This window comes from Bdellovibrio sp. ArHS (assembly GCF_000786105.1).
Classification (GTDB): domain Bacteria; phylum Bdellovibrionota; class Bdellovibrionia; order Bdellovibrionales; family Bdellovibrionaceae; genus Bdellovibrio.
The window spans coordinates 18,658-43,788 of sequence record NZ_JTEV01000031.1 but is presented as its reverse complement, the minus strand read 5'-3'; the positions used below and the strand labels follow the sequence as shown (position 1 = coordinate 43,788).

The window sequence follows — 25,131 nt, the reverse complement described above, 5'->3', positions numbered from 1 at the left end:
TATTTCCTCCGCACCAAATCCCCCGCGCTACAACCAGACTACGGGATCAGTTTATAAAGTCCGCACTACTCCCATTCGATCGTCCCCGGCGGCTTGCTGGTGATATCGTACACCACACGATTCACACCCTTCACTTTGTTCGTAATCATATTAGAGACTTCCCTTAAGAATTGAAATTCAAAAGGATACCAGTCCGCAGTCATCCCATCACTGGAAGTCACTGCCCGCAAAGAAAGAACGTGATCATAGGTGCGCGAGTCCCCTTGCACACCGACCGTTTTTACCGGCAACAGAACACAGAAGGCCTGCCAGATCTTTTCATATAGGCCGCGCCGACGAAGTTCTGAAATAAAAACATCATCCGCCTCTTTAAGAATCTGCAGTTTTTCTTTGGTCACCTCACCCAGCACACGGATGGCCAAACCCGGTCCCGGGAATGGATGGCGCCACAACATTTCATGGGGCAAACCCAATTGCGCACCCAATGCACGCACTTCATCTTTAAACAATTCCCTGACCGGTTCGACCAACCCCAGATTCATTTTTTCCGGCAATCCGCCGACGTTATGATGGGACTTGATCGTCACACTGCCACCGACGGAAGAAACACTTTCAATCACATCGGGGTACAACGTTCCTTGCGCCAGCCATTTGATCGGGAAATTGGTGTCATAACTTTTATCGAAGACTTCGATGAACACTCGACCAATGGTTTTGCGTTTTTCCTCTGGATCAGATTTTCCCTGCAGAGCCGACAGGAATTCTTCCGAAGCATCAACACCCTTCACATTCAAACCGATCCGGTGATAATTTTCCAAAACCGTAGTAAATTCATTCTTACGCAAAAGACCGTTGTCGACAAAAACACAGTGAACACGTTCAGCCCCTAACGCCTTCGTTAGAAGTGTGGCCACCACAGTTGAATCCACCCCGCCACTCAGCCCCACCAGAACATGATCCGAAGGACCGACCTGTTGGCGCACGTTTTCAATTAGCATATCCTTGATATGGGGCGCATCCCAATCCGCTGGAGCGTGACACATCTCTTGCGCAAAATATCTCAAAAGATCTGTGCCGTGATCCGTGTGCGCCACTTCCGGATGAAACTGCACTGCCAACACGCCAGGCCCCTGCATCGCCGCAGGATGATTTCCATCCGACATGCCAATGACTTGAAAACCTTCCGGCGGCTTTTCCACGACATCACCATGACTCATCCATACTTTTTGACGATGCGGAATACTACCTATGACTGAAGTCCATGTTACATAATTCAAACCATACTCACGATGTTCCGAACGCGAAACCTTTCCGCCCAATTGATGCGTGAGCAACTGCATTCCATAACACACGCCCATTAAAGGACTTATGTTACGAAGCTCATGGACATCTCGTTGTGGCGCTCCACTTTCGTAAACCGAATTTGGCCCACCACTCAAAATAATCCCATAGGGATTTCTTTTGCGAATTTCTTCGACCGGAAATTTGTAAGAATGAATTTCCGAATAAAATCCCAACTCGCGCAAGCGACGCGCAATCAATTGGGTGAACTGAGAACCAAAATCTAAAATAACAAAACCGCGCATCACCGACTCCTAAGTTTCAATGCGATAGTTAGGAGCTTCTTTCGTGATGCTGACATCATGCACGTGAGACTCGCGAAGACCCATTGCTGAAATACGCACAAACTTCGCTTTGGCTTGAAGCTCGTCGATGTTGCGCGCGCCCAAGTAACCCATTCCGGATTTAAGACCGCCCACCAATTGGTGAATGACACCCGAAGCAGATCCTTTGTAAGCCACTTTGCCTTCGATTCCTTCCGGCACCAGTTTGTCGTTTTCTTCAATATCCATCTGCCCATAACGATCTTTAGAGCCGCGAGACATGGCTCCAATACTTCCCATGCCGCGATAAACTTTATAGGTACGTCCCTGGAACAAGATGGTTTCACCAGGGGACTCTTCGGCTCCCGCAAGAAGGTTTCCGATCATCACTGTATTAGCACCGAGGGCCAATGCTTTTGTGATGTCACCGGAAAATTTAATGCCACCATCGGCGATCACTGTTTTTCCTTTGGACTTTGCCAGTTTGGCGCACTCGATAACCGCTGAAATCTGCGGCATGCCCACACCGGCGACAACACGGGTTGTACAAATACTTCCCGGTCCCACGCCCACTTTCACAACTTCAGCTCCCGCATCCAGAAGAGCTTTCGTGCCATCCGCCGTCACCACGTTGCCCGCGACAACAATCACATCTTTGTGTTTTTGCGAAATGTACTTCACCATTTCAATCACGTTCTTCGAATGACCATGAGCCGTGTCGACACACAGAACATCCACACCCGCGGCAACCAAGGCATCTGCGCGGTCCCGGGAGTCAGCGCCCACTCCGACACCAGCCCCCACAAAAAGACGTCCGTGTTCATCCTTTGTGGCTTGAGGATAATTCTTGGCTTTTTCAATATCCTTGATAGTGATAAGGCCTTTCAATTTTCCTTTTGCGTCCACCACCGGAAGTTTTTCAATACGATGCTTTTGCAAAATCTTTTTAGCTTCATCCAACGTGGTCCCCATTTTTGCGGTGACCAGATCTTCTTTCGTCATCAGATTGCGAATAGGTTGGTTGAAGTTTTCCTCAAAACGCAGATCGCGATTGGTCAGAATCCCGACCAATTCACCATCAACCGTGATCGGCACGCCACTGATAGAAAATTTCTCCATCAGATTCACGGCTTCCTGCACCAGGTGATCGGGGCCCAGCGTAATCGGGTCCATAATCATACCAGACTCGTACTTCTTCACTTTTTCAACTTCAAGGGCCTGCTTATCGATATCAAGATTTTTATGAATAATCCCCAAGCCCCCGTGTTGGGCCATTACACGGGCGATGCGATTTTCAGTGACAGTATCCATCGCTGCGGAAATGATCGGCGTGTTTAAATATTTGTCTCGGGCAAAAAGCGCGCGAGGAATCACTTCCGTCGGTGTGATTTCGGAATATTGGGGAAGAAGAAGAATGTCATCAAAGGTTAAGGCGTAGGGAATTTCGCGTTCCATAAAAGACTTGCTCCTGACAGGGTTTCTTCATTCTCAAACGAAAAATTTGAGAGTTCAACAGGAACTCTGTCAGAAATAAGTTTTTAAAGCGCGTGTTAATACCAGGTTTTGTATAGGAGGTAGTTGTCGGCGGACTTTTCTAAAAGAGCCACTTCTTCATCTGTCAGGGACCGTTTGACTTTCGCAGGGCGTCCTACCACCAAACTGCGCGGGGGAATTTCCGTTCCTTCGGTTAAAAGAGAGCCTGCGCCGATAAGACAGTGTTCCCCTACCTTCACACCATCCATAAGAATTGAGCCCATGCCAACAAGCGTGCCACGTCCTACTTCACACCCGTGAAGCATCACCAAATGCCCAATAGTCACGCGATCATGAAGCGTGGTGCCCCATTTTCCATAGGTGCCGTGAATCACGGAACCATCCTGAACATTGACTTCTTTACCGATACGAATCGGCATAACATCCCCGCGAATAACCACGTTATACCAGATCGAGGAACCCTGGCCGATTTCCACGTCGCTGATGATTCGCGCGTTGTCAGCAATAAATACATCTTCAGCAACTACCGGTGAAATGCCACGAGCTCTTACAAAAATGTCGTTCATAGAACCATCCCCTAGATCGCTCCTTAGAATACGACTTTTTTAGTGCAATGCAAGAATCATTGAACACTTCGTGAATTGGCGTGATGCTTTACAGAATGGGGTTTTGCCGCCTTCGTGACGATCAACTCTTCGATCCTGTCTTTTTCCTTCATTCCATCAGAAAAACCGATATCAACCAACTGCTTGCAGTAATGGGGCGTAAATAAAAGATAGCTCAACATCTCACGCGATTCTTCCATTGAACCGGGGCCACGCAGAAGATAGCGAATCATCCGTGGCAACTCGGAACCTTTCTCTTTTGCAATCTCGGAAAAGTCCACAGAGGGCGAGATCCACAGATAGTCGATTTTGCGAACAGTCGATTTTTTTCTTTGTCCCGAGGTTAAAGAGGAAAATCCCTGGTTGATTTGCTCCAGGCGATTTACGTCCGACTCAAAACCATCCATCATCACCGCGTTCATAAGAACGTTGGCGACGCGGGAAACTGTCGGCACCGTCGTGCTTAAATTGTGGTGATAGGAATACCACGTGTCTTGCCGCCGTCGAACTCCAATGGCGATCAAACTATCCGCACCCATATAAATCGCAGGTCCGCAGGGAGATTGATTGCGAATGCACCCATCGCCGAAATAGCGCTCGCCAATTTTAATGGGCGGAAAAAGCAACGGAATCGCTGACGACGCCATCACATGTTCCGTTGTTAAAACAGCTTTTTCACTGCGATGCATTCCGCGTTCCCACGGCAGAATATCCGCAGCGCCCTGATAAAAGGTGACCGTGGAAACACTGTCGTAGTCTAAAGCGGAAACACTAATAGCGCGCAAATTGCCGGTCTTAATTTTCTTTTCGATCTGGTCGAAGTGACATTGATCAGAAATAAAATTGTTCAAGGGATGAGTGCTCAGCAACGAACGCAGGGACGTTTCACTTTTACCTCCCCCTAAGGAAAGTTCACTCATCCACTGCAAACCACCACGCGAAAGGGCCATAAGGTCCGCGTAGAAGACTTGGTCACTAGTGATATGACTCCACAGGGAAACCAAGTTCCGCGCTCCTTCAACGAAGTCACCGCTATGGCCCGCTAGCATGCAAACATTGATAGCGCCCGCACTAACACCACTATAAATCTGAAAAGGATTTCTTATATTGAGTTTATTGGCGACATGAGCGATAGCGGCAAGAACACCAGCCTGATAAGCTCCTCGTGCGCCTCCACCTGATAGAACAAGTCCCAAACAAGGCATGCCGGCTCCTTCCCTGGATTTTTATAATAGATCCATTTGGCGGAAGAGAAAAAACCGGCCTTAACAAACAGACGAAATACACGATTTCAAACTAGGCATTTTGCTTTCGGTCAGAAACCACCCATAAAAGATCGTTTTCCAGAATAACAAAGCTCGCCCTTGGACCTAAGACTCTTTCCGAGCCTCTTTCAATGCCGACAACCATGCCATGGGTTCGTTCGCGCAAACCACTTTCGCGAATGGATTTATCTTTAAACGGCGAATCCTCGGTCACGGCAAAGGACACCAGCTTGAAATCTTGTTGATCGGTTTGAGCTGGCTGGGTCTTTAAAGAGCGTTCCGTCTCTAACGTCAGATGAAACTTTTGCAGCTCTTCCTCACTTCCGAAACAGATCAACCGATCAAAGGGGTAGACGATAAATTCCCCATCTGGCGCAAACGTACGATGAGTGCCACGAAAAACCGCCGCCACGGTGACGCCGTATTTTTCTTTGAAAGAAAGCTCTCGCAAACTCTTCCCGACGATGCCGGACTCTGGAAAGATCTCATAACTTCCCAAAGTGGCTTCCCAAGGCAGAAAGTTTTTAGCAACATTGGCGCTGACTAGTTCTTTGCGCTCTTTTTCCGTCAGATTTTTCAGGAAGTTTTTTTCAATCAATTGATAAAGCTTTTTAACCCAAAGTTGCGCCAAGACCGCCGCAATTAAGAAAACAGCGACAATCACACCTGTGGCCATTTTCGCTGTCACAAATTGCGAAAGGATGGCCGACACTAAGACAAACCCCAAAAGCAAACGTCCTGCAAAAAGTCCCGCTTGCAAACCACGAAGTTTCTGCAACTCTTCCACATCTCTTTCAGATCGCAAGGCCGGACTGCCCATGACGATCCCCCACAGAAAAGGGCCGCAAAGTAACAGACACAGGAACAGCGACACACTGCTTGCCCAAGAACTTTCCTGCAGATAATTCTGCACTTCACCCACAAGGAAAGTATTAAACGCCAAAAGAATCGCCACAACCATCACGGTGTTCATTAAAATCTTTAGACCATAGGTTCTAAAAATCAAAGCGCCCACTCGGACTCGTCCCTCTTGATTAAAGGACTGCTGATAACGATCGTGAATAAGTTTAATTCCTTCCGGCAGCCTTGCTTCCACCCAGTTATGCAACGGCCCCGAAAATTTAATAAGATAAGGAGTCGTGAAAGTGGTGACCGCTGACGTCGCAATGGCCAAAGGGTAAAGGAAGTCGCTCGTCACTTTCATCGTCACACCCAAAGAGGCGATGATAAAAGAGAACTCTCCGATTTGCGCCATACTCATTCCGGCCTGAAAAGACACTTTGCGAGTTTGACCAGATAAAATAGTTCCCAAAAAAGTACTGAGGAATTTTCCAACCACCGTCAACAACGTCACAATAATGATAAGATCCCATCTTTCCAAAAGAATTTTCGGATCAATCATCATCCCGACCGAAACAAAGAACACAGCCGCAAAAAGATTTTTCACTGACTGCAAAACCTTTTCCATATTATGACCTTCAGGCGTTTCGGCCAAAAGTGAACCCATCACAAAAGCCCCCAGGGCTGGAGAAAAGCCTACATAAGCGGCAATCATCACCATCAAAAAGCAAAGCCCAATAGCCACTAATAAAGTCGTTTCATCCTCCAGAAGCCGGCGGATGCGGCGAAGGAATATTGGAATAACGAAGATCCCCACGATAAACCACAGGGCGATATAAAAGAACAGACGGAGTCCATCCAGAGCCAGGCGCGCAGTTGAAAACTCGCCCGAACCGGCGATAGCCGTCAACAGGACCAAAAGCAAAATGGCCATGATGTCTTCAACCACGAGAACACCAAAAACCAATTCAACAAACTTTTTGCCTTTCAATCCCATTTCTTGAAAAACGCGGACGATGATCGTCGTTGACGACATCGAAAGAATCGCACCGAAGAAAAGACTGTCGATACTGTTCCAACCAAACATCTGTCCAAAAAGATAACCAAACCCGACCATGAAGACGACTTCAAAGATGGCGGCAAAGCCTGCGGAGCCGCCGACCTTGAAAAGCTTTTTAAAGCTGAACTCTAATCCCAAACTGAACAAAAGAAAAATCACACCAATTTCAGACCAGACCTTGATGCTTTCGTTATCTGTGACCGTGGGAAAAAAAGGCACGTGCGGACTGACTAGAAAACCCGCGATCAAATACCCTAACACCAAAGGCTGGCCTAATTTTTTAAATAAGAGAGTGGCAAAAGCCGCAATGATGAGAATAAAACCAAGATCAGTGATCAAATGAGGCAAATGTGTCATGCCTCATTTTTACAAAGAACAACCCGATCTCCAACCCTTTATCCCCGAGAACTGCAATTTTTTTGCGATATTGTGCAGTGCTACCGAAACTAATTCAGATAACCTGTCCCACGATCGAACAATCCAAAGTTCTGAGACTTCTGTGCTCCACCTTCAATTTCGGCATTCAAAATACGCGAGCGTCCAATAAAAGATTTTGTCGCGAAAAGAGGCACATTTAGATAAAGACACAAAGACATCGCTTCATCGGCACGCAGCTTTACGGAGTTCGTCTGCGGATGTCCACTGATATAAAGGCGCACATATTGATGCGAACCTTTGATCTCGACAAAGACAGCTTGTTTGATTTCAATCCCCAACGAGCTCAGCAAAACCGCAGTGAATTTATGGGGTGAGGACTCCGGCACCAGTTTATTGTTTTGTGACAGAGCCACGCCCGCATCAATAGGGCTGACCGCGACCGGCAAGGTGTACATGTGCGCTTCATCTTTTAAAAGAAAAAAAGGACGAGCCGCATCGGTCGTGACCGACAGACCATAGGGAAACATCTGCACCAGATCATTCTGATGAAAGGTTTCCTCTTCTTGCGTGTCTTGCGCAAACACAATCTGAGCTTTAAGATTTTGTAAATCCAAAAGATCTTTCATGTCTAAACTAATTCTCCTCTGAAGACCGCCGGGAAGGCTTTGGTGATTTTCACATTCACGGTCTGACCAATAAGATCTTTGCTTCCCATGAAGTGAACAAGTTTGTTGCCAGTGCTGCGTCCCTGAATCTTTCCGTCTTCGCGGTCGACGTTTTCCACCAGGACCTTCATCACTTGGCCTTCATATCTTTTTACCAATTCAAAAGCCATTTTATCATGGGCATCAAACAGACGATTCAAGCGCTCTGTTTTTACCTCTTCGTTGACTTGATCTTCAAACTTCGCGGCCTTCGTGAAAGGACGTGGAGAATACTTAAAGGCAAAGATGGTCTCAAAACCCACTTCTTCGACCAGCGACACCGTATCTTGAAACTCTTCTTCCGTTTCACCGGGGAAGCCCACGATGATGTCGGTAGAGAAAACCACGTTCGGAATGGTTTTCTTCAACATCGCGATTTTTTCCAAATAGTGTTCGCGCGTGTAATTGCGGTTCATACGATCCAAAATGCGAGAATTTCCGCTTTGGAACGGAAGGTGGATGTACTCCATGATCTTATCTTGATGCGCGGCCATGGTGTCCGCCAACTTCTGATTGAAGTCTTTTGGATGAGACGTGGTGAAACGAATTCTTTCAATGTCCGTCTCTGTCGCAACCTTCGCCATCAAATCGGCAAAATCAAGACCTTCTTCGGCCTTGTACGAATTGACGTTTTGTCCAAGCAACGTCACTTCCTTCACTCCCCGTTTCACGAGATGACGAATGTCCGTCAGGATGTGCTGCAAAGGACGGGATTTTTCGCGACCGCGAGTGTAAGGCACCACACAGAACGTACAGAAATTATCGCAGCCCTTGGTGATGTTCACGAAAGTCGCAACACCTGGATTACGAACCATGGTTTCAATGTGATAAGGCGCCCGGTGTTCAAACTTCGCATTGATCAGCTTTTTTTCACCTTCGTAGGTTCTCGCCACCAAGTTCGGAAGATTGTCGATTTGATCCGTCCCGAAGACGAAATCGATCATCGGTTGATTCTTGATCAAATTCTCTTTTTCCTGCTGTCCTACGCAACCACCCACACCAATACGCAGTTCGGGGTTTTTCTCTTTCATCTTTCTGAAAGTACCCACTTCAGAATAAACTTTGTGCACAGGCTTTTCACGCACACTGCAAGAGTTGATAATAATCAGGGAAGCATCCTCTGGTTTTTCTACCGGAGTGAAATTTTGCATCTCTAGCAGGGAATACATTCGTTCGGTGTCATTGACATTCATCTGACAGCCGTACGTCGAAATATAAACACCACGGCCCTGACCGATGTCGTTGTTTTGCTGAAGACTTTCAGGGTTTTGCGAAGTGTTTTCCACGGTTCTTACCTCTTGTGTCATTAAAGAAAGTGAGTTATAGAGGAGCGTCTTAATTTTGTCAAAATGCCCGACGCAAAAAACGTCTCTCGGGTGCAGAGGTCTCCTATGAATCCAAGACTTAAAAGCTCAAAAAAATGGACTGCCTTCCCTAAAGAGTACTCAGAACAGATTCAGGCCGTTTTTACCGAAAACTTCGCCCAATATCTCGACAATGCGGAACTCGTTATCGACGGTCGTATTTATCCTGAAGAAATTCTGCTGCGCGTCGGATATCTTGAAAAAGGCCGCCTTGCGCAAGCAAACTTCGAAGTTTCCATGAGTTACTCTCAGGATCAGCAGGACGCCGTCCAACGCATTCACAACTGCGTGGACGCTGCCGCTGGAATGATGATGGACTATTTGGAAAACGACGGTGAAGTCGACTTCCCCTACACTTGGAAGGAATTTCCATTTCAAGGGAAAAAACTTTATCTGCAATTCACCACAGAAAACTCTTCTTTAGAAGCTGAAGCCAACAAACTTTTGGGCGTGGATAAAGAGTCTTTGTACAACGAAACGGACGAATCCGACGAAGATGCTCTTTCTCGGGCCGAACAAAGCGAAGAGCTTTCTCCTCCTCGTGATGATGAGGACTTCACGCCGGAAGACGAAGAAGACGACGATGAGGATGACAGCGAAGATCGTGGACCGCGTATGTTCGGTGGACCGAAAAAGAAGAAAGACGATCTTCACTAAGCAAAGCCTCCCTTGGGAGGCTTTTTTTTATTTCAATCTGCTTTAAATAAAAAAAAAAGCCCACATCGTTTTGCGACATGGGCACCCCTCCGAGAGAGATTGAATTTATATTTTTAAATTAAAGAGCGCGAACCTGTGCTTCGATCTCAGGAACCTCATCCAAGTTGTTCTTTGCTTGCATGATCAGCGCCACGGCTTCCTTTTGCTTCAAGCGGCCTTCAGCCATCTTTTCGCAAACCAAAGCTTCAAGCTGGTCCGTGATTCTGTAAATGCTTTCATGCTGTGGCCAAAGATTTCTCTCTGAATTCGCACCACCGGCACACAGTGGGATGTAGTGATCGATTTTAAACGCCTGACGTTTCATAGAACGAGTACGGTAGCCAAGCTGGTCGTACTTTTGGAAGATAGCTGCTTTTTCAGAAGAAGAGACATCACGTTCGCAGTATTTGATCTTTTCAGGATATCTGTAAGAATCCGCTCGTGAACAAAGAGCACCCGGAGTTAGACTGGCATCCGGCCCCTTTGGAAAGTTCCCATCCGCATGAGAAACCGTTGATAACAAAACCACTACTGCTAAAAGAGCCGCGCTCTTAAACATTTCCCCTCCAAATAGTCTGCCCTTACGGTGGCAGGTAGAAACATCAGACCCATCTCTGACATATATTTGAACAATTTCGGTTAGTCCTACCGATCAGATTTCTTTCTTGCAATGAAAAAAGTCCGTGGTAGCGGCTTTAACGCAACAGCAAACTCAAATCTTAACCATTCCCAAACAAATCAAAATGGAATCTTCCGATATGCCGGCAATAGCGTAATGCATCAGAAACATAAGAAATGAGTCATCAAGACATCCCTGCTTTAAGAACGTACCTAAATTTAATAAGCCCCCGGGGATGAGTGGTTTCATTCATCTAGATAAGACAACAAGACTGAAAGAGCGATAGCCAAAGAATAAATAAATAAATAAATAAATGAATGAAGAATGAAGAATGAAGTTCTCTCCTGGTGAACAGGATTTTTACCGCCACCGTGGCGGTAAAACACCCCTCAAGTCTGCAATGCCCATCACGAGCACCCCTGAAATAGCTAGCAAATAGATAAGGATTTTCTAGCGAAAGGATCGTGCTTAGAGAAGTACGAACGCAGCCAACCCCTTTTGAACTCACGGTGACTTCAATGAAAGGTATTGAAGAAATATAACTGCAACGCGCCCTTTGCCAAACGGACAAAAAAAAGCCCCGACAGCATCGCTAGCGGGGCTTTTCGTTAATTTATCAATATAACAACTAGTACTCGTCGTCCTCGACGCCTGGAGTGCCATTGTCACCCATACCGCGGACTTCTTCAATAAAGGCACTAGTATCCTCTTCAAACTCATTATCCTGAGCTGATTCATCAATCTCAAGTTCCTGAATCGCCGCCAAGAAGTCCTTTTCCGTACGCAAATCACGACGGATCATTTCCAAGAATTTATCTGGATAACGGGACGTCAACTCATCTACATAACGCTCCAATTTACCATCGGCCAAGATCTTCTTACGAACTTGGATCTTCTTCCAGAAAAGAAGATAGTGGTAACGGCAATAAGCATCGACCGCAGCAATCTGGTCACAATCACGAGCGCGGCAATAGCGATTGCCTTCTGCATCTGTCAGAATGATCTCTTCATCTGTCTTAGGCTTTTCTTCGCCCGACCATTCTTCTTCTTCTTCGACATCTTCTTCGGACTCTTCAACGGCTTTCAGTTCTTCTTCGTACTCGCCAATTTCATCGCCCATCAAATCGTCATCAGCAATAAAGTCGTCATCAAGATCGGATTCTTCCTTCTCTTTTTCCTTTTTACCTTTGCCTTTTTTAGCAGCGACAGGAGCTTTCGCGTCCTTTTTCGCCGTTTTATCAGCAACAGGCTGAGGAGCAGCCGCCTTTTTATCTTGCTTCTTCGTCTCGACGACTTTCGTCTCTTTGACGTCCTTTTCCTTTGCGGACTTAACTCCTGCTTTCGCAGGAGCTTTCACCTCGGGCTTTTTCTTTACTTCAGGCTTTTTAGCCACCGGTTTTACCGGAGCTTTGTCAGCCTTTTTCTTAACCACAGCCTTAGGTGCCGCTTTTTTAGGAGCAGGTTTTGCGGCCGCTTTTGCGGGCGCCTTTTTAGCAGATTTTGCAGCAGGTTTTGCTGCGGGCTTCTTTTTAACGATTTTTGCCATAATTCTACCTAGATAGTGCTTAGATCGCGTAACAATTAGTCTTTCATGTGTGATGCATTTCTAGAGGGGCGTCAACTCATTTCACGGAAATTGTTCCATCTTGACTGCGCACAAATACGCTTCCTCTTTGCGCATCGCCCCGCAGACGTCCACGCACCGATTTTTCTGCACTTAATTTGGTCACTTTCAATTCTGAAGGAACGAAGATTTCGCCTTCGGTCGTCAGCAAATTCAAGCTCATCCCAGACGAAGCCGGCACTTGCACTGCAACCTTGCCGGATTTTGCTTTCACATCCAGCTCCGAATCCAAAGTCATCGTCACGCTGACTGAGCCTTCCTGATTTTGCCCTTCCATGCGTCCTTGGAAGCCTTGAATACTCAGACTTCCCCGGCCATTTTCAAACTGAATGGTGCCATTTCCTTGATTGATTTTGCTATTGGATTGCTGAGTCGCCAAAGTCAAAAAGCCGCGCACTTTTTCGATCTGCAACTGACCCGAAAAAAGACTGGCGCTCACATCGCCCTGAATATTCTTAAGCGTCATGGTGCCGTTGTACGAATCCGCGTCCACTTTTCCCGTATGCTCTGCAATGTTGATATCGCCTTTTTGCACGTAGACATTCAAAGAACCCGCGCCGTTAAGCGAACTGACGCGACCTTGAGTCACGCTCGCTTTCAAATCTTTGCTCCACTTCTGCGCGACGACAGAACCGCTGCGCAACTGGATTTCCGCAGGCACGGCTGCTCCCCAAATTTCAATTTTTCTCGCAACTCCGCCGCCCTTAGGCAAGATGTTCAACCAGTTCTTTTTTCCAGCGTATTCATTCATCTTCACTTCGATGATATTATTCCTCTTCGTAACAACAAATAAGCCCTCGGTGCTGGCCTCATCCACGCCAGAAACTTTTAAGAAATTACCACCCTGTCCCACAACCTGCACCTGGGCATCCAATCCTTTGAGGACCAGACGATCTCCTTCGGCGACAGGAACTTCAAATGTGGCGGCCATAAGCGGCTGAAATAGAAAAGAAGTAAGAATGACACTGATCGCTGACATGCGTTGACTCCCTGGGAAATTGACTCTGCCTTTAAAATATAAAAAAGTATCGGGGCATTGACAACTAATAGAGGTGAAAAATGGAAAATGTCGTAATTGTGAGCAGTGTAAGAACTCCTGTGGCTTCTTTTCAGGGAGGTTTCTCTTCTCTTCCGGCACCAAAACTCGGTGCGATTGCAATCAAAGAAGCGATCTCTCGTGCGGGCGTTTCTCCCGACGAAATTGACGAGTGTATTATGGGTGAAGTTTTAACTGCGGGCGTAGGCCAAGCACCGGCTCGTCAAGCCGCGATCTACGCAGGTTTGAAAAATACGACGCCTTGTCTGACGATCAATAAAGTCTGCGGCTCCGGCTTGAAAGCCGTCATGCTTGCTGCGGACTCGATCGCTTTGGGCAACACGAAAGTCGCCGTTGCTGGCGGTCAAGAGAACATGACTTTGGCTCCGCATTTGTTGGAAAACTCCCGTTCGGGCTATCGCATGGGTCCAACCCAAATGACTGATTCTATGATCAAAGACGGCCTGTGGGATCCGTATAACAATTTCCACATGGGAAGTGCGGCGGAAATCTGTGTAAAAGAGCATAATTTCACTCGCGAACAACAAGATGCTTTCGCTATTGATTCCTACAAAAAAGCACAGGACGCTTGGAGCAAGAACCTATTCAAAAACGAAATCGTTCCCGTCACTATTGAAGGCAAAAAAGGCCCTGTGACAGTGGATAAAGATGAAGAGCCCTTCAACACGAACTTTGATAAGATCCCAGGCTTGAAGCCGGCTTTTGACAAGGCTGGAACAATCACAGCTGCGAATGCTTCAAAAATCAACGACGGCGCTGCCGCTCACGTCTTGATGTCCGAGAGCGAAGCCAAAAAACGTGGTTTGAAACCTTTGGCAAAAATCGTCGCTCACGGTACTTTCGCACACGAACCTAAGTACTTCACGACGGCACCCGTGGGTGCGATCAAAAAAGCTTTGGCAAAAGCCAACTTGAACGTAGGTGATATCGACATGTGGGAAATCAATGAAGCTTTCGCCGTGGTGACTCAAATTGCCATGAAAGAACTTGAAATCCCGGCTGAAAAGGTCAACGTGCATGGCGGAGCTGTGGCCATCGGTCATCCGATCGGCGCTTCAGGTGCGCGTATTCTTGCAACCTTGGTACACGGTCTGCACACGCACAATAAACGCTATGGTCTGGCAACTTTGTGCATCGGTGGTGGTGAGGCTGTTGCTTTGATCGTGGAAAAAGCGTAGTCGGTCATGAGCAAAAAAGTTTTTGCCGATGCAAAGAGCGCGCTCTTTGACGTGAAAGACAACATGACCTTGATTCTGGGGGGATTCGGCCTTTGCGGAATCCCGGAAAACTGCATCGCGACTCTTCGTGATATGGGAGTCAAAGGCCTGACCTGCGTTTCAAACAACGCCGGTGTGGATGACTTCGGTTTGGGCCAGCTTTTGCAAAATCGCCAGATTAAAAAAATGATTTCATCTTATGTGGGTGAAAATGCCCTGTTCGAAAAACTCTATATGAGTGGCGAACTCGAACTGGAATTTTGTCCACAAGGCACGCTGGCAGAAAGAATTCGTGCTGGCGGCGCCGGTATTGCTGGTTTCTATACGCCGACAGGCGTGGGAACACTGGTCGCTGAAGGAAAAGAAATTAAGAACTTCGACGGTCGTGCTTACGTTCTAGAAAGAGGCATCACAGGTGACTTTGCCTTTGTGAAAGCCTGGAAGGGCGATAAGTTCGGGAATCTGGTTTTCCGAAAAACGGCTCGCAACTTCAATCCGATGGCCGCCACCGCAGGTAAAATCACTGTGGCCGAAGTGGAAGAACTTGTCGAAATTGGCGAGCTTGATCCTGACCAAATCCACACTCCAGGTGTTTACGTACAGCGCATCTTCAAAGGTGCGAACTACGAAAAACGCATCGAGCAAAGAACTGTGAGAAAGGGCTAAGACATGCCATTAACTCGTGAACAAATCGCGCAACGTATCGCTCAGGAAGTGGAAGATGGGTATTGCGTCAACTTAGGAATCGGTATTCCGACTTTGGTTGCAAACTACATCCCCACGAACAAGTTTGTTATGTTACAAAGCGAAAATGGTCTTTTAGGAATGGGGCCTTTCCCCTTCGAGAAAGACATTGATCCCGACTTGATCAACGCTGGAAAACAAACAGTCACCGCTCTGCCTGGAGCAAGTTTTTTCTCGAGCGCTGACAGCTTCGCCATGATCCGTGGTGGACACGTGGACCTCACCGTCCTCGGCGCCATGGAAGTGGATGAAGAAGGCAGTATCGCGAACTGGATGGTTCCAGGAAAAATGGTGAAAGGCATGGGCGGCGCCATGGATCTTGTGGCTGGAGCTCGCAACGTCATCGTAGCTATGCAACACACGGACAAGGAAGGAAACTCCAAACTTCGCACCAAATGCACTCTGCCTTTGACAGGCGTAAAGTGTATTAAAAAAATCGTCAGTGATTTCGGTGTGATCGAGGTCACTCCTCAAGGGTTCGTGTTAAAAGAATATGCTCCCGATTTGTCTCCGGAAAAAGTTCTCGCTGCGACCGAAGGAAAGATGACGATCGCTCCCGACTGCAAACCGATGAGCTTCTAGAAAAATATCAAATCTCTTTATTTTCAAAGACCCCAAGAATCCTTGGGGTCTTTTTGTATCAAAGAAAAACACTCTCCATCAAAGGTCTAGTCAGTGTTTGCCCCTGGTGTTTTTTCCAGTGATAATAACAATTCACATTCAGCAAAGAGGTCTTTGGTGGCAGAGCAGAAAAAGGTGGCGAAAGATACTTACCTATTCCGTGAAGGTGATGCTCCTGATGCTATGTACATTGTGAAGTCAGGGGCTTTCGCGATTACGAAAACCAAAGGTAGCACGGAAATCGTCCTGGCGGAAATTGCTCCCGGAGCCATGGTCGGAGAAATGGCTCTTTTCGACAACAAGCCCCGCAGCGCAAACGTCAAAGCCACGAAAGAATCCGAAGTCATCGCCTTGCCTTACGAATCTTTGACGAAACAAATGGAACAGCTTCCCGTGTGGGTGCGCGCGATCATGAAAACTCTGAACGAGAACATGCGCGAAGCAAACAAAAAAATCAAAATTCTTGAGAATTCAAATCCCGACGAAGAGCGCTTCCCGCCTCATATCGTGAATAAGTATATTTCCATTTTAAATCTGGTCGGAAACAAATATGGCAAGGAAGAATCTCCAGGCACTTTGGCTTTTTCCTCTGTTCTTATTCGCAACTACACGATTCAGATTTTCCAAGAGGCCACAAATAAAATGCAAAGCGTGGTGAACGCGCTGACAGACCTTGGTTATTTGAAACAGGAAGACCGCGGCGACGGTTCGCAAAAAATCACAAACCTAAAACCCCAGGAACTTTTCTCGTTTGTGGATTGGTACAACGAATGGCTTTTTAAGCAGGAAAAAGATCGTTTGCCAGCAATGACCGACCCTGAGGTCAATGTCTTAAACGGCATTCTGCATTTCGCGCGAAAAGTGGAACCCAACAACAAGGGACTTTACAAAGTGGATCTGAACGAGGTTCAGAACGAATCCATGAAAGAATTGGGCAACCTTATTCGTCCCGACGATGTGAACTCTCTGATTGAGAAAAAATATCTCACCGAAAAAATCATGGATGAAAAAGGCGTCTACATCATGGTGGAACTGCCCTATGTCGAACCGCTGGCGCGCAACTGGTCCATAGTGAATAGTCTGAAGAAGAAGCTGCGCTAAGCTCAAATCGTCCTTGCGCACGGAGCCGCCAGGCATACATTTAATTTAATAAAAAAGCCCAAGAGTTTTCTTGGGCTTTTTTTTGTTTCTAAAAACTATTCTTTTTAATCGATACTAGTGACCGCACGACAGCGCAAAGGCAACTGCTCGTCAGGAAGCTTTGTGTAGCTTTCTCCGTTCACCGTGTGCACGTAAATAGAGTTTGTTTTCGCTCCCTGGGCAATGGGCTGCCCCAGAGTTAAAATCACCCGGTCTCCTGTTTTTGCCAAACCATGAGTCACCATGAGTTGATCGATCTGACTAAGAATGTCTTCCATGGTTTTATAGGGCTTAATGACATGAGTCTGAATCCCCCACATCAACTCCATGGAATTTAAAACATCCATATGCTGAGTCACGGAAATCACGCGCGCCTTCGGACGGAAACCCGAAATAATATTCGCTGTTTTACCGGAAGTGGTTAAACAGATAATCGCCGTTGCATTCAGCTTTAAAGCACTTAAAGAGGCACTTGCGGCAATCGCTGCAGGAGTGCTTAAAAATTCACTCTCTAACGACAGCTTGTAGTACTCTTCCTCGTTGCGCTCCACTTCCGTGATAATTTCATGCATGGTGCGAATGCACTTAAATGGATGTTTACCACTGGCCGACTCGGCAGAAAGCATCAAGGCATCAGAGCCATCCAAAACCGCGTTGGCCACATCCGTGATTTCAGCGCGCGTAGGACGAGGATTTTCCACCATACTATCTAGCATCTGAGTGGCGGTGATAACCGGTTTTCCTAACTGGTTACAAACTTGAATGATACGCTTTTGAAAACCAGGAAGACGGCTCTGTCCGACTTCGACCGCTAAATCGCCGCGTGCCACCATCACAACATCGCTTAAACGGCAAATCTCTTCCAGATTTTCTAAAGCTTCCACCATTTCAATTTTGGCGACGATTTTGGCGTTGGAATTTTTTGATTCAATGATTTCACGCAGTTTACGAATATCCCGGGCGTGACGAACAAAACTCAAGGCGATGTAATCCACCTTGTTGGCGATACCAAAATCAAGATCCTCAAGATCCTTCGGGGTCATGCACTCGACCGGAAGATTCACTCCCGGAAGATTCATTCCTTTACGGTCTTTTAAAATACCACCATAGACAACTTCCGCATCCACTTCGTGGCCGCGAATTTTAAGAACCTTCAGCTCCATCAAGCCGTCATCAAGAAGAATGCGGGTGCCTGGCGAGCAGGCCAAAGGAAGCTCTTTAAAATCAGAGGGAATCAAACCCGTGGTTCCCAATACGGCATCCGTCGTGATCACCAATTGCTCACCCGGTTTGATCTCAATAGAACCTTTTTCGAATTTTCCCACACGAATTTTCGGACCCTGAAGATCCTGCAAAATGGCCACGGGGGCTCTTAATTCCTGGGAAAGTTTTCGCAGTGAATGAATCACCTTAAGGTGATCTTCATGACTGCCGTGGGAAAAATTAAGGCGAGCCACATTCATGCCCGCCTTAATCGCTTTTTCTAAGTTCTTTTCATCACGAGTTGCGGGGCCGATAGTGGCCACAATTTTTGCGCGACGATCTGCTAACATTTTACTACGCCTTCCTGCTATATGAACTCATCTTCACAGATAAGTTTTGCATATCCTCCTGGTGGCGTCTATTCATTCTATCTAATTGATCCTGATGAGACTCATTGAGTTGAGCCAGCTTTGCCTCATACTTCATGGCCAAAGACTCTTTTTCCATCTTCACGGCCTTTTCACGGTCCCCGGAACGAGTGGAATACAAATTTTCCAGGCGTTTGATTTCCCGGTCATTGCTTTCTTTCAACTGGGCGATCTTGTCCTCATAAGTCTTCACCGTCTGTTCCAACTTCGAGTTAAAACCCGCTTCCATATTTCTAAAACGCTCCGTCATGACTTTATTCGTGACCGTTTGATCACTCACTGTCTTATCGCGGTAAGCATCCATACGATCCATATAATTCGCTTTTACGGTGTCCAAGGAATCCGCATAGTAGCGCTCCATATCCCCGGAACGCTTATTGGTTAAATCCAAGACCTTCTTAACCCGACTTTCCGCGTTGTTAGAGATTTGAGTCACCTGATCTTTGTGCTGCTGGATTAAATTTTCTCGATCCTCGCGGTGGCGCGCATTGGTCATACCCATCCGCGACTTATTATCCCGGTCCGCATTTCTTAAGAGCTTACGATTTTCAGTCAGAACACTATCGATTCTTTCATCGTTCAGACCCTTCATCTGATCAACCGCATCTTGTCTTTGCTGATCCACAAGATCGAAACGCTTTTCATAAGCCTCGGTCAGATTACGGCGCTCTAACCCCCGCAGTCGTTCATTCTTTGAAATTTCATTATTCAGCTTGCTATTCAAACGTTGAATCTGACTGTCGCGAGAACGCACCTGAGAGTTAACCCGCTCATTCACCGAATCACGGAAGTCTTGATTTTGTCCATCCATGATGTCGGTTTTCTTGGCCAAAGTGTTTTCATACTTGCCACGAATTGTTTCGCGCTCACCATCCAAAATCATCTGTTTCATTTCAAGGTTGTCAGCATATTCTTCGCTTTTATTGACAACCGTATCTGTGTACTTTTGCGACCAGCGGGAATTATCCGCCTCACGCTGCCGCTCACTTTGACGAAGACGGGACTCATAAGACTTGCGTACTTCATCAGCACTACGCGTGTGCGAACGCAGAGTATCTTGAAAGCCGGCCTGCATGGCGCTTTTCTCTTTTTCATGCGCCTCATTGAGTTTGCGGGCGTTATTATGAACCGTCTGTTGAGCTTTCAGGCGGTTTTCTTCCGACATTTGCGCAAAACGTTCATCCCGCTGCAGAACTTCACTATTCATCTGCCCCACCAGGTTTTCCTTTTGGGACTGCGAGATTTCTTTCTGCTTACGAAGTTCTCCTTCATAAGCCGCCTTTTGTTCTTCACGAGTATTATAGGCGTCTTCCATTTTATTACGAAGAGACTCACGATAAGTTTGACGAACCTCATCGATTTTACGATTGTTCTCAAAATCCCGATCCGTCAAAGTCTCTCTATTACGTTCTTTGAGTTCCGCGATGCGCTCTTCATAATTGTCAGTGATATTACGAATTTCTTCGCTATGGCGTTGTTCTAAACGCTTGAGTTCCGCATTACGGCGTTTGGCATTTTCCGACTCTCGATTTTCATACTCTTCACGAGTTTGGCGAATCTTGTCGTCCTGACGTGCGCGATCCGAAGATGAAATAGAAGACATCCTTATCCTCCCAGACCTCAGATTAACATTAGTCTTTGGAAGAAACTTCAATTCAGCAGTGTCGGATTTTAAAAACAGGACCGGAGTCTAGCGTTCAAACACTCGTTCGTGATAAAGACGCTTCATTTCCTGGCGTTCCGCCTGAATGCGGGCTTTGCGAGCTTGTTCGGCGCGCTCTTTTTCTTTTTCAGAAGCGATTTCCCGCTCCACCGCATTTTGATAAATCAAGGCGCTTTTTTCCGTCAAATCACCCCAATTTTCGCGCAGGTGAGAAACCAAAGTGATGAAGTCCTTTTTAGAACCTTCATACAGGGAATTCCACAGCGGCAAGTGAGCTTTCATGTCCACGGGCTGAATCATGCCATAGTCAGACTGACCTTTGGAATTCAGACCGGCAATCCAGAATTCAAAGCCCTCAGGCAAGCGCAACGTTTTTCCGTCTCGCAACGTCACTGACAACGTCGCATCCATGTTACGGATCACCACACGATGGCCTTGTTCGATAACGAAATACTGCCCTTGCGTCGCCTTTAAACTTCCATACAATGTCTCGACTTCCACATTGCGAGAGTTTTCCAACCACAGAGCCCCACTGACAAAACGCCATTGTGTTGGGGAAAGTCTTACCAGCGTTGAACCCTCTTTAGCGTGCATCTTTAAAGTTTTGCTTGAATAGTGAAGAGACTTTCCGATCACCTGGACGGCGCAGGCTTCCTGGGCTTTCAGACACTCCGTCGGTTGCTGCAAAAAATCTCCGGAAGCGCGCACCCGCACTTCCATCTGAAAAGCCAGGATAAAGATCAGAACACGAAAGAACTTCTTCATTTATACTCTACACTTTGCGCCAGCTTACGAGCTTGTTTTTTCAAGTCGTCATTTTTGAAGTTTTTGAAAACTGTTTTATAGATTTCCGAAGCTTCTTCAGTCTGATTGTTAAATTCGCTGATCTGCCCCATTCTTAATAGAATAAAGCCCGTCAGTTCATGCTGTGGAAACAAAGTCACCATCGAGTCAATTTGCGCAAGACTGTTGCGATAGTCTTTTTTTAGAAAATAGCTTTCCGCAATGAAAAAGTGGGATTCGACCACATGCTGTGAAAGCGGATACTTCTCAAGAAGTTCATTAAACTCCCCGATCGCCTTGTCATAATCGCGACTATTAAAGTTCTTCTTTCCTTTTTCAAAAAGAACTCCAGAAAGATCCAAAGAATCTTCGCTGGCTGGTGAACGCACAATAGAGGATAAATTCTTAAGTTCATACTTCGCTTGAAGTTTTTTATCGTCCGGAAGAATCTGCGCCACAGTCTGCTGAAAGTCCTTCAACTGGTAAGTTAAAAGAGAGTTGTTAAACTTCTCTTTTTCCACCTGTTTTTGTAAATGCGCGAGCTTTAATTCATACTGTTCATGGCCATTAAAATAACCAACAAACGAGGCATAAGCCCCGACAATCCCTACCGTGAGGGACAAACAGAAAGCTATGAAAAAAGCATTTTGATTCTTCATGCCTCACTTATCGGCGAAAACCGATAAAAATTGAGACTGAAAGGGCTGTTTTATTTTGAGACGGCCTGCTGGCCATAAGTATAGACCACTTCCGCATCGAGATCTTTCCAGCGATCGCCCACCTGAATCTTTGGCGCAACACGACCTTTCATCAGCATGAGCTTCTTCGACTCGTGGGAATACCAAAGATAAATGGGATCCACAAGGGCGGCAATCACGAAACTCGTGGGCTTCATTCGCAACTCCATCCATTTATCCGAGTCCTTGTTCTGATCCCCCATTTTTTTAAGGGTAAAGCCGACAGTTTCCAGTCGATCCCACACCGCAAAGCGCACATCAAGCTCCTGACCAGAGGCAAGCTCCTGCCAGTGGGCTTTGACGACAGGATTGAAGTTGGCGGTTGAAAGCAGCAGGCCGCGTCGCTTTTCTTCAGAGGTTTTTTTCTTGCCGTTCGCACCGACATACTCAAAATAGATTTTATCACCCTCAACGAAGAACCGCCCTTTTTCAGAGGTTTGAGGGCGCTCAATTTCATAACTTTTCAACTCAGCATTTTCAACCAACCCTCGCTCTTTAACGACCGTGTTCCCCTGAAGATCCTTGTACACGGCTTCGCTGCGAAGCAATTCATCTCCGACCAAAGAGACTTCAAGAATATATAGTTTTTTTGTCTGAGCCGATTTTAAATCGTAAAGAGTGGCTGTCGAAACTGTCTGGGCCGTCGCGAAATAAGATATTAGAATTAGGGAAAACAGGCTCATCAATGTGTCTCCTGGATATTTGTCTAAGAATATTAGACATCGTCTAATATTGAAAAGCTGATCCTTAACAGTTTGTTTTTTTCTGCATCACATCCAATAGTTCATAACTGCGTTACAAATACTCCCAAGTACTTCCTCGCTCTGAGAGGGCACTAGACCGGTTGTTTTCATTTATCGTATTTCACTTGACCAATTTTGATGTGACTCTTAGTTTGAACCTTCGATTGAAGGAAGCCTGCGCAATGAACAAAGCACAATTGGTTGAACTTGTCGCTGAAAAAACCAAGTCGACAAAAAGTCAATCCGAACAGATTCTCGATGCCACTTTAAAAGTGATCCAAGAAGCTCTTAAAAAAGGTGATGAGGTTAAACTGGTTGGCTTTGGAACGTTCTCACGTAGCGCGCGCAAACCTCGCCAAGGTCGCAACCCTAAAACCGGTGAAACCGTGAAAATCCCCAGCGCCTATGTTCCCCGCTTCAAACCGGGCAAGGATTTTAAAGACGCTTTAAACTAACTCTGAAAACTCAGGTCGATCTTGCAGTCGACACCACCCGCTCAGGCCTGACTTCCAGATATATTGCTCTCCTACAATTTTTTTATTTATCAACATATCCCGCAGTTCACGAACTGAAAAGGGACCTTCCTGAATAAGACTTTTTCCCGTCTCGGAAGGGCTTAACAAAACCCACTCTCGTTCATCCTGCGCCACCTCTTCTCCCGGCACAAAAACTTGCACTGCCGGAAACAGAGAGCGCTCAAATTCCGCAAACTCACAGGTGGCTTTCCAAACACTGTCACGAGCGCAGCAGACTAAATCGTATGGACCCACCTCACCGCGATGAATAAGTGCACGCATTTCCTGTAACGACACCGGTCCCTGCGGCTTTAGGTTTTTGTTGTAATACCAAGAGTTGTTCTTCATAACTTTTCCTTCTTACTGTGAAAAAGCGCGGGTAAACTTTCAATCACTTCCAGCATATCATAGTAAGCCACCGAAAAATGTTTGCTATCTAAAGGCTTCACAAGAAAACTTCGCAGGGTTTGCGTGGAAACCATTTTCTTTCGGTAGCCGTTGTAAAGTCGCTCCCCCAGCATTCCACCCAACAATTGAGCGGCAATCATATAACTCCACTTTTTTCGCGGCATCGCCTGCAGGCGATGACCAGGAACTCCGGTAATCACCATCAATTCATGCATCTTTTGCGCTAGTGCCAACTGCAAGGCCTCTTTACCCATTTCAGAAGGACCTCGCGCCGCTAACGACGCTTTGATATCAGCAATCGTGTCAGTCTTTCTTTTGTGGTTGATTATCTTGGAGCCGAAGTAGGCCGTCCCCTCCAGCCAGATGAGACTTAAAAAATCCGCCGGAACATCCTTCAGAGTCGTCTCCATCTTGCTGACCTGCGCATGAATGTATCGCATGGCCAAAGATGCCGCATGATTCACAGTTCCGCGCGCCAAATAGGCGGCCTTGATTTCCGGAAGATAGAAAGAGTTGCCCTCGGCAATAAGAGTCTCGATCCAGCGTTGCGTTTTGACGTCATAATTTTCCCGCACCTGCATCCAAAAAGAGCTATCACGGGCTGTATAAACGGACAGCGCGTCGATTCCGACATTCAAGCCCAACTCATCAGAAATGATTTTAACATAGCGGCCCACGTGATCCGTGTAATCCAGATGCTCATCTTCATCGTCTTCGTCATCTATATCCTGCAAGCCAACATCGTAAGTCTGCTCCAGATACATCAGATAGTTCTGCCACTTCACCCAAGGCGGAACGCTCATCAGACAAAAAGCATTCTGCGACAATCGCACCAGATCGGTGGTTGCTTCTAATTCCTTATTCAACAACTGAAAATAAATAGATTCGGAATTTTGAAACAAACGGAGAATTTTCTTAGCAAAAGACTTCCCTAAAACTTTGGTGATTTCTTCGGGAATATGTGACGACGCCAAATGCAGATCACCATAGATAACGAAAATTAAATGTTCGGGGAACTCTTGCACCAGATCTGCAATCTTTCGACCTGCAAAAATATCTCGCGACTTTAAGGTGATAGCGGTGCGCTTTTTATAGCTTTTATTGAGTCCGCGCACAGAAATCTTATGTTTCTGTGCCCAACGCATCAGCGGACGGTAATGCTCCCAGGGAAATCCCCATTTTGTCTGCCATTGTACGGCCTTCAAAAACTCTTTTTCCGACAACTTCCCAGACAGATATTTATCAATTTTTTCCTGGTCCGCCGCTTCGAAGAACTCCACCGCAAGCACCACGGGGCGATTTTTAGGCAGACTGCGCAGCACCCGAACCTGGGCTTTTTGCGACTGATGAAGCGCGTGAAAATCACCGATCATCACCACTTGGGATTGCGCCATCTGATCCCAAAGAGCTTCTTTATTGGACGCCGTCCATTTTTTGAGAAACTCTTTATTATAAACCTTATGATAGCGCATCAGCTCAGGCGTGTCCTCGCCCAACCTATGGCGAACCTGGCGTTGCATTTGGAGATAAAGCTCTTTGCGGATGCGAATCCACTTCTGTAAGTCGTTCAATGCTGTCTTCCTTGATAGCGTGCTTCCGATTTTTACATAATTTTGATT

General features: G+C 46.5%; 23 protein-coding genes and 1 riboswitch. Of the genes, 6 read left to right on the top strand and 17 right to left on the bottom strand.

Annotation, left to right across the window (positions count from 1 at the left end):
- Positions 1-65: 65 nt before the first annotated feature.
- The 7 genes from guaA to miaB all read right to left on the bottom strand — a co-directional run bounded on the left by guaA (position 66) and on the right by miaB (position 9,236).
- Positions 66-1,586, bottom strand: coding sequence for a glutamine-hydrolyzing GMP synthase (gene guaA / locus OM95_RS15125; protein WP_041875592.1), 1,521 nt, complete (start codon positions 1,584-1,586; stop codon positions 66-68).
- A 9-nt stretch (positions 1,587-1,595) separates the two neighbouring features.
- Entirely contained in the window at positions 1,596-3,059 is a 1,464-nt protein-coding gene (gene guaB, locus OM95_RS15120; protein WP_041875590.1) for an IMP dehydrogenase, read from the bottom strand.
- A gap of 95 nt (positions 3,060-3,154) precedes the next feature.
- Positions 3,155-3,664, bottom strand: coding sequence for a gamma carbonic anhydrase family protein (locus tag OM95_RS15115; protein WP_041875588.1), 510 nt, complete (start codon positions 3,662-3,664; stop codon positions 3,155-3,157).
- Between the two features lie 56 nt (positions 3,665-3,720).
- Complete coding sequence (locus OM95_RS15110) at positions 3,721-4,908, bottom strand: patatin-like phospholipase family protein (RefSeq protein WP_291516579.1); 1,188 nt, start codon at positions 4,906-4,908, stop codon at positions 3,721-3,723.
- A 91-nt stretch (positions 4,909-4,999) separates the two neighbouring features.
- Positions 5,000-7,225, bottom strand: a complete 2,226-nt coding sequence (locus tag OM95_RS15105) for a cation:proton antiporter (protein ID WP_041875586.1) — start codon at positions 7,223-7,225, stop codon at positions 5,000-5,002.
- An 89-nt stretch (positions 7,226-7,314) separates the two neighbouring features.
- Entirely contained in the window at positions 7,315-7,872 is a 558-nt protein-coding gene (locus OM95_RS15100) for a DUF151 domain-containing protein (RefSeq protein ID WP_041875584.1), read from the bottom strand.
- Between the two features lie 2 nt (positions 7,873-7,874).
- Positions 7,875-9,236 carry a tRNA (N6-isopentenyl adenosine(37)-C2)-methylthiotransferase MiaB gene (gene miaB / locus OM95_RS15095; RefSeq protein ID WP_041875582.1) on the bottom strand — a complete coding sequence of 454 codons (1,362 nt, stop codon included), beginning with the start codon at positions 9,234-9,236 and terminating at the stop codon, positions 7,875-7,877.
- 105 nt (positions 9,237-9,341) lie between these two features.
- On the opposite strand from miaB, the gene OM95_RS15090 reads away from it, so the two are divergent.
- The gene (locus tag OM95_RS15090; protein WP_041875579.1) at positions 9,342-9,971 is read left to right on the top strand and encodes a hypothetical protein; all 630 of its coding nucleotides are present in this window, start codon (positions 9,342-9,344) and stop codon (positions 9,969-9,971) included.
- Positions 9,972-10,089: 118 nt separating this feature from the next.
- Here the strand turns inward: OM95_RS15090 and OM95_RS15085 are convergent, their stop codons facing one another.
- From OM95_RS15085 to OM95_RS15075, 3 genes are all read right to left on the bottom strand, one after another.
- Positions 10,090-10,569 carry a hypothetical protein gene (locus tag OM95_RS15085; protein WP_041875577.1) on the bottom strand — a complete coding sequence of 160 codons (480 nt, stop codon included), beginning with the start codon at positions 10,567-10,569 and terminating at the stop codon, positions 10,090-10,092.
- Positions 10,562-10,657: riboswitch (purine riboswitch) on the bottom strand. (Overlaps the previous gene by 8 nt.)
- Before the next feature lie 600 nt (positions 10,658-11,257).
- Positions 11,258-12,175, bottom strand: a complete 918-nt coding sequence (locus OM95_RS15080; protein ID WP_041875574.1) for a hypothetical protein — start codon at positions 12,173-12,175, stop codon at positions 11,258-11,260.
- A gap of 76 nt (positions 12,176-12,251) precedes the next feature.
- Complete coding sequence (locus tag OM95_RS15075) at positions 12,252-13,232, bottom strand: DUF4097 family beta strand repeat-containing protein (RefSeq protein ID WP_291516577.1); 981 nt, start codon at positions 13,230-13,232, stop codon at positions 12,252-12,254.
- Positions 13,233-13,312: 80 nt separating this feature from the next.
- Between OM95_RS15075 and OM95_RS15070 the strand changes: the two genes are divergently transcribed.
- From OM95_RS15070 to OM95_RS15055, 4 genes are all read left to right on the top strand, one after another.
- Complete coding sequence (locus tag OM95_RS15070) at positions 13,313-14,488, top strand: thiolase family protein (RefSeq protein ID WP_041875572.1); 1,176 nt, start codon at positions 13,313-13,315, stop codon at positions 14,486-14,488.
- 6 nt (positions 14,489-14,494) lie between these two features.
- Positions 14,495-15,193 (top strand): CoA transferase subunit A, encoded by a 699-nt coding sequence (locus OM95_RS15065; protein ID WP_041875569.1) that lies wholly within the window; start codon positions 14,495-14,497, stop codon positions 15,191-15,193.
- 3 nt (positions 15,194-15,196) lie between these two features.
- Positions 15,197-15,853, top strand: coding sequence for a CoA transferase subunit B (locus OM95_RS15060; RefSeq protein ID WP_041875567.1), 657 nt, complete (start codon positions 15,197-15,199; stop codon positions 15,851-15,853).
- A 156-nt stretch (positions 15,854-16,009) separates the two neighbouring features.
- Positions 16,010-16,993 (top strand): cyclic nucleotide-binding domain-containing protein, encoded by a 984-nt coding sequence (locus tag OM95_RS15055; RefSeq protein WP_041875604.1) that lies wholly within the window; start codon positions 16,010-16,012, stop codon positions 16,991-16,993.
- Positions 16,994-17,097: 104 nt separating this feature from the next.
- Here OM95_RS15055 and pyk read toward each other — a convergent pair whose 3' ends face one another.
- The 5 genes from pyk to OM95_RS15030 all read right to left on the bottom strand — a co-directional run bounded on the left by pyk (position 17,098) and on the right by OM95_RS15030 (position 22,529).
- On the bottom strand, positions 17,098-18,585 hold the full coding sequence (gene pyk / locus OM95_RS15050) for a pyruvate kinase (protein WP_041875565.1): 1,488 nt from the start codon (positions 18,583-18,585) through the stop codon (positions 17,098-17,100).
- A 4-nt stretch (positions 18,586-18,589) separates the two neighbouring features.
- Positions 18,590-20,266, bottom strand: coding sequence for a hypothetical protein (locus OM95_RS15045; protein WP_041875562.1), 1,677 nt, complete (start codon positions 20,264-20,266; stop codon positions 18,590-18,592).
- An 87-nt stretch (positions 20,267-20,353) separates the two neighbouring features.
- Entirely contained in the window at positions 20,354-21,091 is a 738-nt protein-coding gene (locus tag OM95_RS15040) for a hypothetical protein (protein WP_041875560.1), read from the bottom strand.
- Positions 21,088-21,768, bottom strand: a complete 681-nt coding sequence (gene bamD / locus OM95_RS15035; RefSeq protein ID WP_041875558.1) for an outer membrane protein assembly factor BamD — start codon at positions 21,766-21,768, stop codon at positions 21,088-21,090. Before bamD ends, OM95_RS15040 begins: the two co-directional genes overlap by 4 nt.
- A 50-nt stretch (positions 21,769-21,818) precedes the next feature.
- On the bottom strand, positions 21,819-22,529 hold the full coding sequence (locus OM95_RS15030; RefSeq protein WP_041875556.1) for a hypothetical protein: 711 nt from the start codon (positions 22,527-22,529) through the stop codon (positions 21,819-21,821).
- Positions 22,530-22,753: 224 nt separating this feature from the next.
- Between OM95_RS15030 and OM95_RS15025 the strand changes: the two genes are divergently transcribed.
- Positions 22,754-23,044, top strand: coding sequence for an HU family DNA-binding protein (locus tag OM95_RS15025; protein WP_291516580.1), 291 nt, complete (start codon positions 22,754-22,756; stop codon positions 23,042-23,044).
- Here OM95_RS15025 and OM95_RS15020 read toward each other — a convergent pair.
- The gene (locus OM95_RS15020; RefSeq protein ID WP_041875553.1) at positions 23,036-23,452 is read right to left on the bottom strand and encodes a DUF4339 domain-containing protein; all 417 of its coding nucleotides are present in this window, start codon (positions 23,450-23,452) and stop codon (positions 23,036-23,038) included. The genes OM95_RS15025 and OM95_RS15020 overlap by 9 nt on opposite strands.
- Positions 23,449-25,083, bottom strand: a complete 1,635-nt coding sequence (locus OM95_RS15015) for a ChaN family lipoprotein (RefSeq protein ID WP_291516574.1) — start codon at positions 25,081-25,083, stop codon at positions 23,449-23,451. The genes OM95_RS15020 and OM95_RS15015 overlap by 4 nt, the downstream gene beginning before the upstream one ends.
- Positions 25,084-25,131 lie beyond the last annotated feature (48 nt).